The sequence below is a fragment of the Pyrobaculum sp. genome, from assembly GCF_049971835.1.
Classification (GTDB): domain Archaea; phylum Thermoproteota; class Thermoprotei; order Thermoproteales; family Thermoproteaceae; genus Pyrobaculum.
Window position 1 is genome coordinate 1 of sequence record NZ_JBMFKV010000094.1, and the last position, 8234, is coordinate 8234.

At 57.2% G+C, this 8234-nt stretch carries 11 protein-coding genes and 1 pseudogene; 10 read left to right on the plus strand and 2 right to left on the minus strand.

What is annotated here, in order from left to right:
- Positions 1-415, minus strand: a 415-nt coding sequence (locus tag ACP5J3_RS08775; protein WP_428495342.1) for a PaREP1 family protein, incomplete at its 3' end; no start/stop codon positions are given.
- Positions 416-889: 474 nt separating this feature from the next.
- On the opposite strand from ACP5J3_RS08775, the gene ACP5J3_RS08780 reads away from it, so the two are divergent.
- From ACP5J3_RS08780 to ACP5J3_RS08800, 5 genes are all read left to right on the plus strand, one after another.
- Positions 890-1306 (plus strand): hypothetical protein, encoded by a 417-nt coding sequence (locus tag ACP5J3_RS08780; protein ID WP_428495343.1) that lies wholly within the window; start codon positions 890-892, stop codon positions 1304-1306.
- Complete coding sequence (locus ACP5J3_RS08785) at positions 1293-1712, plus strand: DUF86 domain-containing protein (protein ID WP_428495344.1); 420 nt, start codon at positions 1293-1295, stop codon at positions 1710-1712. The genes ACP5J3_RS08780 and ACP5J3_RS08785 overlap by 14 nt, the downstream gene beginning before the upstream one ends.
- A 157-nt stretch (positions 1713-1869) precedes the next feature.
- Complete coding sequence (locus tag ACP5J3_RS08790; RefSeq protein WP_428495345.1) at positions 1870-2052, plus strand: hypothetical protein; 183 nt, start codon at positions 1870-1872, stop codon at positions 2050-2052.
- A 3-nt stretch (positions 2053-2055) separates the two neighbouring features.
- Complete coding sequence (locus tag ACP5J3_RS08795; RefSeq protein WP_428495352.1) at positions 2056-2397, plus strand: hemerythrin domain-containing protein; 342 nt, start codon at positions 2056-2058, stop codon at positions 2395-2397.
- Between the two features lie 37 nt (positions 2398-2434).
- A complete protein-coding gene (locus ACP5J3_RS08800) occupies positions 2435-2749 on the plus strand; it encodes a TSUP family transporter (protein ID WP_428495346.1) in 315 nt (104 codons plus the stop codon).
- A 115-nt stretch (positions 2750-2864) separates the two neighbouring features.
- On the opposite strand, the pseudogene ACP5J3_RS08805 reads toward ACP5J3_RS08800, so the two are convergent.
- A pseudogene (locus ACP5J3_RS08805) lies at positions 2865-3149 on the minus strand (phosphohydrolase); the annotation flags it as partial.
- Between the two features lie 127 nt (positions 3150-3276).
- On the opposite strand from ACP5J3_RS08805, the gene ACP5J3_RS08810 reads away from it, so the two are divergent.
- From ACP5J3_RS08810 to ACP5J3_RS08830, 5 genes are all read left to right on the plus strand, one after another.
- Complete coding sequence (locus ACP5J3_RS08810) at positions 3277-4137, plus strand: sulfite exporter TauE/SafE family protein (RefSeq protein ID WP_428495347.1); 861 nt, start codon at positions 3277-3279, stop codon at positions 4135-4137.
- A gap of 1 nt (position 4138) precedes the next feature.
- The gene (locus ACP5J3_RS08815; RefSeq protein WP_428495348.1) at positions 4139-4516 is read left to right on the plus strand and encodes a DUF1634 domain-containing protein; all 378 of its coding nucleotides are present in this window, start codon (positions 4139-4141) and stop codon (positions 4514-4516) included.
- A gap of 557 nt (positions 4517-5073) precedes the next feature.
- Complete coding sequence (locus ACP5J3_RS08820; RefSeq protein WP_428495349.1) at positions 5074-5337, plus strand: DUF1634 domain-containing protein; 264 nt, start codon at positions 5074-5076, stop codon at positions 5335-5337.
- A 583-nt stretch (positions 5338-5920) separates the two neighbouring features.
- Positions 5921-6844, plus strand: coding sequence for a homoserine dehydrogenase (locus ACP5J3_RS08825; protein WP_428495350.1), 924 nt, complete (start codon positions 5921-5923; stop codon positions 6842-6844).
- Between the two features lie 243 nt (positions 6845-7087).
- Positions 7088-8234, plus strand: a 1147-nt coding sequence (locus ACP5J3_RS08830) for an AMP-binding protein (protein ID WP_428495351.1), incomplete at its 3' end; no start/stop codon positions are given.

The following is an 8234-nucleotide window of genomic DNA, read 5'->3' on the forward strand; positions in this document are numbered from 1 at the left end:
TAGCCGATTCCTCGTTGCGGTAGGGGCTTAAAACTCCCTCTCTATCCGGCCCGTTGTATTGGTACTGGTGTATTTGGAGGGCTAGAGATGTGGCGAGAGTAGCCTCGCGGCCTAACAACTGCGAGAGCTCCTTCATCAAAGTGGTGGGGACTAAGGCGAGTATCCAATAGGCCTTTTTAACCCTCCTCCCCTCTCTAATCTCCACGGAACCTGGGTAGAGCCGCTCCAGCTCCGCCACCTTGTCGGCAAGCATGGCGCCCAGCAAGGCCTTCCAAGCCTGGAACGCCTTGCCGGCGGCGTTTCTAACAAGGTTTTGTCGGAGAAACCTCTCTGCCAGCTCAGCCTCGTATTCAGCCTCCAGCATCCGCGTCTTTTTATACCCCTCTAAATCAAGCCACGGCTTCGACAGCTCCACACATAGTCATAAACCCTAAATTAAAAGGCTAAACAAGGGCGCGAGATCGACGGCCTAACGATTACTTGTCTGTTTCTATCCGCCGGGCCTCCTTGCACCATGCTACTGGTCACTGGGGCTCCGCCGTAAAGAGCGTTGCTGAGGACCTGGCTGTCCACGCCGCGGTTAACCCTCTGAGCGTGTAGCCCAGCTCCAACTACCACACCTGCCTCTACTTGAGTAAAGCGAAGTGGAGGATCTGGTGGTTCTCCGCGCCATCGGTGCCGTATGGCCACCCGACAATACGCTCCACACCTACGGCGTTTAGACGAGGTTGACTGGCCGGGGGGTTCCAGCCGCTCCGCGACAGGCTTGAAATACCTCCAAGCTTCCGTTATCCGATACCTCAATTTCTGGGGCGGGGACAGCCGCCGCTCCGCGGGGTGTGGTTTTAAGTCTCTGCCGGCTTAAACGTCGTCAAAACATATATCTCCTGTGTTGTGTCTGTACGTGGCGCGTCGTCTAGAGGGAGTGAGATGGGGGGAGCTGGGAGCTCGGCTAGTTCTGCTGTTCGGCTCGGCGCTGAGAAGGGAGAACCCGCGGGACGTGGATTTGGTGGTCTTCGCCGACCCCGGCTCCGACGGCGAGGAGGTCGCCTTGAGGGTCATGGAGGCTGTGGAGGAGGCGGCGGACGCCGAGGCGGACGTCTATGTCGTCGACGACCCGGGCGACGCGAACTGCTTCCTGCTACACGAGGCATTGAGGACTGGGGTTTTGCTGTACCAAGATGAGGTGGGGCGGGAGATGCTGGTGAGGGCCGTGGGGATTTGTTACGACTTCTTCCTATCCCGGGAGAAGCTCGGCTACACTGAGACGTTGCTCAGCCGTGTTCTGGGCAATGCTCCACGATAGACTCATCGAGGCTGTGGCGGCCCATGTCAAGCTACTAGACGAGGCGGTGGATAGAGGAGTGGCCCTTGACGACGCCTTTGAGCTGTACGGCGTCCTCCACGCCCTTCAGGTACACGCACAAGCCGCCATAGACTACCTCCTACACACCTGCTCTATACTCGGGAGGTCTGTAGAGACGCCCCTGCGGTGCGTCGACGTGCTCCACAGAGAGGGCCTCCTGGGGGAGCAAGACGCCCGTCTGTTGAAAAAGATGATCAGGTTTAGAAACATAGTAGTGCATCAGTACGGAGCCATAGACGTGGAGAAGGTCGAGAAAATCCTGGCCTCGCGCGGCTACCGAGAGGTGCTGAGAATACTCACCACGCTCCACACCAAGCTGAAGGAGAGGGGGGCCGCAGACCCGTAGCGACGTCTGTGAGATGCTTGCAATGTGCCACACGGAGTCTGCAGAACGGCCACTTCTAGCCTATGTCTGAGTCCTGGGGGGCCGCGCGTTTGTATATAAGCGTACTGGCTAATCTGGTTAACTTCAATATTGAACTGTGGCATGCGCGTCTTCCTCCATGGTTAGGGTGAGGGTTAAGTACGTCACCGGCGTGTTGAGAGAACACCACGACAAGATTCTAGAGGCGCTTCAGCTTCTGGAGAGAGTGTTGTCTAGCCCCAGCCCCGACCCAGACGACGTTTTGAAGCTGGTGCAGTTTGCGCAGAGGTTTGTAGACGCGTGCCACCACGGGGTGGAGTAGTACATCCCCTTCCAGGGGGCGAACCGCTCCGGCTTCCCCTTCACAGGCGGTTCCATCTACGTCATGGTGTCGGAACACGGCGTGGCGGGGATGATGGAGGAGCTCCACCGGGCGTGGAGGGAGGGGGACCGCAGCGTCCTGGCGGAGCTGGTGGACTACGCCAAGCTCTACATCGAGCACCTCGTGCAACACATCGACAAGGAGAACAACGTCTTGTTCCCCATGCTGGAGTCCACAGCTGCCGAGGTGCCCGCCTCTAAGTCCGTAGAGGAGATCGAGAGGGAGAATGAGCACGACAAGTGGATCGCCGTTCTGGAGGAGCTGAAGAAGAAATACGGCGTCTAACGCCCTCTAAATTTTTAAGTCATCTCCAGAGGTAGATGTGCTGGGCGTACTGACCCTGTCTCTGGTATTGGTGACGTCGGGGCTGGCCGCAGGCTTCATGGGTGCCCTGACGGAACTCGGCGGCGCCACGTTCCTAATCCCCATCTACGTGCTCTTCATCGGGATGCCTATTCAATACGCGGCGGGGGTGAGCCTCATCTCCACGGTGGCCACCTCCAGCGGCTCTGCCTCGGCGTATATAAGAGACCGCGTGTCAAATATGAGGATTGGGATGTCGCTACTCACCGCCACAACAAGCGGCTCCATAGTCGGTGCGCTCCTTGCCTCGTGGGTCTACAGCCACGGCCTCTAACACGTCATATACATAGTGTTCGGGGTGGTGACCCTAGGCTCCATTTACACACAGGTGGCGAGGGCAAGGTACGAACTCCCCAACCCGAAGCCGCCCGATAGGTGGACGACGTGGCTACGGCTTTGCCTATATCGTGGAGGTAGGCCCCCATCAGGATCACCACGAGGGAGTCCTCCAGATCGCCGACACCGTTCTTAATCACGCTCGGCTTGAAGCCCCCGTAGAGGACCTTGTATATCGCCACGGCGCTCCCCGCCACTATCCACGAGTGGACAGGCTCGTGGTCGTTTTAGTGAAGGCGCTTGACTGTGAAGACGTTAGACATCTCTAGGTACGCCTCTATCTCCTCGTCAGATGTGAGGATGCCCCACGCCTTGGCCATCCTGTCGTACCTCGGCATGACTTCGTCTATGAGCTTGACCCCTACCTCTTAGAGAAGCTCTACCGTCTCCATTTATGGGCGTTGATTTAGTTATATAAATGCTCCCCCGTGAACAAAGTTTTTATTTAGGGGAACTGGAAGGGCCGTGCTCGACGCCTTGCTACTCTTCCTCGTGCTGGCTCTGACCAGCATGGCGGCTGGCTTCATGGGCTCGTTGACGGGCCTAGGCGGCGCCACGTTCCTCGTGCCTATCTACGTGCTTTTTATAGGGATACCGATACAATACGCGGCTGGAGCCAGCTTGATCTCGACGATCGCCACGTCGAGCGGGGCCGGATCCGCCTACCTCCGCGATAGGGTGACCAACGTGAGGATAGGCATGTCGCTGGAGATGGCGACCACCAGCGGCTCCATAGTGGGCTCTCTGACAGCCGCCTGGGTCTACGCCCACAACCTCCAACACGTCATCTACGCGATATTCGGCATAGTCCTCCTCAGCTCTATCTACACTCAGATAACCCGCTCCAAGCTCGAGCTCCCGAAGCCCAAGCCGCCCGATAGGTGGACCAAGTGGCTACAGCTATACGGCCGCTACTACGATCCGGCGCTCGGCAGAGAGGTCGACTACCACGGGGTGAGGTGGTGGCTCGGCGAGCTGATTATGTTCGCCGCCGGCGTCATCTCGGGGTTGCTGGGCATCGGTAGCGGGGCTCTCAAGGTGCTGGCCATGGACTGGGCCATGAACCTCCCCATGAAGGTCTCGACTACCACGAGCAACTTCATGATCGGCGTCACGGCGGCCACCGGTAGCTCCATCTACTGGCACCTCGGCTACATACAGCCATACTTCGCCGCCGCGACGGCCATAGGCGTCCTCGCCGGATCTTTCCTAGGGAGCAAGGTGCTTCTGAAGCTCAGGAACGTGACCATACGCTACATCTTCATGGCGATACTGGCCATATTAGGCATCCAGATGTTGTTAAGAGGGCTGGGCCTCTATCCGTGATATGGATCTCGAAGACGTAATCGGGTACACCTTGAGGATCGGCGTGATAATCAGCATAGTCCTGATAGCGGCGGGCGTCGCCCTGCTGGTCGTGAAGCCACCTGCGCCGCACATACTGCAACAGCTGTCCAACCCGCGCTCTCTCATCAACACCTCGTCGATAAGCCCAACGCAAGTCCTCTCGGGGAGCGCCGCGCTCAACGGCCTCGACATGATACTGCTGGGCTTAATCGTGCTAATTGTGACGCCTGTCTTGAGGGTCGTCATGGGCCTTATACAGTTTGCGAAGGAGCGGAACTATATCTACGTAGCGATAACTACTATCGTCTTGTTTAATTTATTATTCGCTATATTTATAATCCCCATCCTCCTTAAATGAATATTCTTTGAGGAAAAAACTCTATTAGGGAGGACGTCTACGTAGCGACCAAGGTGGGGGTACGACTTTTACTCGAGCCCGGAGAGGCCGGCCAGCCACCACGACGCCAAGTATCCAGAGCTCGCCTTAAGGAGATCCGCAGAGAGGCTGGGCAAGAGGCCCAATTTTGTCCAGCTCCACAAGCCGCCTAGGGAGGAGGTGAAGAGGGCGGCGGCGCATTTCTTCAAGATGAGAGAGGTATGGGCGCCGCGCTGGGGCCGGAGGTGCAGGTTCTAGATGAGGGGAGGGCTGCTCTTAAGGCTACCTACGACTCCATAATGTTCATCTTCAACATACTGGAGCAGGAGCCCGGGAAGATCTTGATAGAGAAGGGGCAGGGGAGGATGCTTCTGACACGAGTCCCCCGTGCCTTCTCCACAGCTCGACGAGTGTCCCCAGTTGGTGCTCCGGGAGCGGCTTACCGTCGCTGGCCTCGGCGTATTCTTCATGCTCCTCAACCGAAGCCCCCGTGACTAGGACGGACGTGACGAGAAACGAGAGGGCGAACTTGAGGCGTCTTGACCAGCGTCGCCCTCATAATCGCGGGGCTGACCCTCCTCGCGGTTAAGCCCCCAGCCACCCACATACTCGACAAGCTCTCCACGCTTAGGTCACCCTTCAACACCTCGGTGGTAGGCGCCCCACAGCTGATTAAAGGCGCCGAGGAGCTCAACGGCCTCGACATCATACTCCTCGGCCTGGTAGTCCTAATAGCAACCCCCGTGGCCATGATATTCACAAACCTCCTCTACTTCATACACCAGCGCAACTACCTTACATAGCCATCACACTGGTTATCATCGCCAACCTCACAGTGGCCATCGTAGTACTGCCAACCCTCATCAAGTAAGCCGCCTAGAGGACGGAGAAGGCGCCGAGGCCAGTTCCAAATTAGAAAGAACACGGCGCAACTCCGGCTTTCAACCCTCCCCTCTACATTCATCCTGACCTTTCGTCGTACGTTTTTCCTGATTCAGGAAAACGTCTGGCGTGTTTCTGCGGCGTCTGGCAGATTTAAAACTGCCCACGCGCCGTGGTAGTTGAAAGAGGGAAGCGCAATTCCAGTTCCAAATCAATATTAGAACTAATGAAGGCGCAACCAGCGTGACCGCACCCACGCCGTCGTTAATTCGTAAATAGGAGGTGTGTTTCTAGACACATGGGCTTGCAGAAGCCCGCCCCGTCTCCGTGGGGGCAACGGAGGCGAAGCCGCCTTCAAAACGCTCTGCCAAAGGGGCGGCGCCAACCCTCCGGGCGGCCCCCTCCCCGAGGGGCCATCGGCGCCTCGGGGCCCCGTGACCCCCGAGACGCCCGGAGAGCAGAAAGTGGTACAAATACTCATAAATCCTTAGAAGCTGTAGCCACATGATCCTGCTGTTCGGCTTCGGAGGCGTGGGGAGGACATATGCAGAGCTCCTCTACCAGAGAACCGGCCTGAAGCTCTGCGGTGTATTCGACAGCGGGGGCGGCGTGGTTAAGAAAGATGGCTTCACATGGGAGGAGGTGAAGGCCCTCCTCTCGACGCCCAGAGGCGGCGTGTCTAAAAGCGGCGTCGGCGGGCTGGCGTCGCTGGACGAGGCGCTGGAAGTGTGCCAAGTGGTGGTGGACGTCTCGGCGCCTAACTACGACACCGGGGAACCCTCCCTCTCCCTGTACAAAAAGGCGTTGTCGAGGGGACTGGCGGTGGTCACCGCAAACAAAGCCCCCTTGGCTTTGGCCTTCGGCGAGGTGGCCCACAAGCGGCTCTTCTACAAGGCCACCGTGATGGCGGGGACGCCGCTGGTGGATCTGCTGAGGGGTCTCCCGCCGCAGAGGGTGATCCGGGTTAGGGGCATTCTAAACGGTAGCACTAACTACATAATGACGAGGGTATACAAAGACGGCGTGTCTTTCGAGGAGGCGGTTAGGGAGGCGAGGGAGATGGGGATCTTGGAGCCCGACCCCAGGCTGGACTTAGAGGGCGTGGACCCCGCGGCGAAGCTCGTGATTATAGCCAACACCCTGGGGCGCGGCATGGCGTTGAGAGATGTGGAGAGAAAGCCTCTAGAGCCCAGGGGCCCGGTGACGCGGTACCTCGCCCAGCTGGACCTCGCCGGGGGGCGCGCATCGGTGGAGCCGGTTAGACTGGCGCCGGACGACCCCCTCCACGCAGACTATACAATGAACGCGGTGGAGATTACGACAGAGGTGAACACGGTGTTGGTAAAGGGCAAGGGGGCGGGGAGGGCGGAGACCTCCATGGCTCTATTGAACGATACGTTGAAGGCGGTAGACATTTTAGGCATTTAACGAAAAACACCGACTGTTCCACTGACGCTTAACTAAATCATGGATTATCTTTTTTCCAATTAAAAAGTCTTGTATATTTTTCGATGATAAACAATAAGTTCTTTAAATACACTCTGGAGATTTTGAAAACTATGAGTAATTTTGGCTTTTTCCGTATTCTTAAATTTTAAATTTAATACACTCTTAATTATAACTAAATTATAATTTCGGATATGTTTATATATGCGTGAGTTTCAGCCTCTAATGTCTCTAAAGGGATTAGGTGAGACTGAACTACCCTTTGAGGAGAAGATAATAAACGATAAGTGGAGAAGTAAATTCACGCCTATTGACGCATACCACAAATTCCACGCACAGACCGTCGAAAATCTAGAGGCGTTTTGGGAGGGAGTTGCTAAGGAGCTAGAGTGGTTCAAGCCGTGGGATAAGGTGCTTGATGCCTCAAATCCGCCTTTCTACAAGTGGTTCGTCGGCGGTAAGCTGAACCTCTCCTACCTGGCGGTGGATCGGCATGTCAAGACGTGGAGGAAGAATAAGCTTGCCATCGAGTGGGAGGGGGAGCCGGTGGACGAGAACGGCTACCCCACAGACAGGAGGAAGCTGACGTACTACGACCTCTACAGAGAGGTGAACCGCGTGGCCTGTATGTTGAAGTGCAACTTCGGGGTGAAGAAGGGGGACAGGATTACCCTCTACCTGCCAATGGTTCCGGAGCTCCCCATCGCCATGTTAGCGGCGTGGAGAATCGGCGCGATTACAAACGTGGTGTTCTCCGGCTTCTCGGCGGATGCGCTGGCTGAGCGCATCAACGACTCGCAGTCCCGCATAGTCATAACCGCAGACGGCTTCTGGAGGAGGGGTAAGGTGGTGAGGCTGAAGGAGGTGGTCGACGCGGCTCTGGAGAAGGCGACGGGGGTGGAGAACGTAATTGTGTTCCCGCGCCTCGGCCTCAAGGACGTGCCAATGACTGAGGGGAGGGACTACTGGTGGAACCGCTTGATGCAGGGAATCGCGCCGAACATATACATAGAGCCGGAGCCTGTGGAGAGCGAGCACCCGTCCTTTATCCTCTACACATCTGGCACCACCGGCAAGCCCAAGGGCATTGTCCACGACACGGGCGGCTGGGCAGTACACATATACGCCACCATGAAGTGGGTCTTCGACATAAGAGACGACGACATCTACTGGTGCACGGCGGACATCGGCTGGGTCACGGGCCACTCCTACATTGTGCTTGGGCCTCTGCTCATGGGCGCCACCGAGATCATATACGAGGGCGCCCCCGACTACCCGCAGCCGGATAGGTGGTGGGCGATAATTGAGCGCTACGGGGTGACAATACTGTACACCTCCCCCACCGCCATTAGGATGTTTATGAGGTACGGAG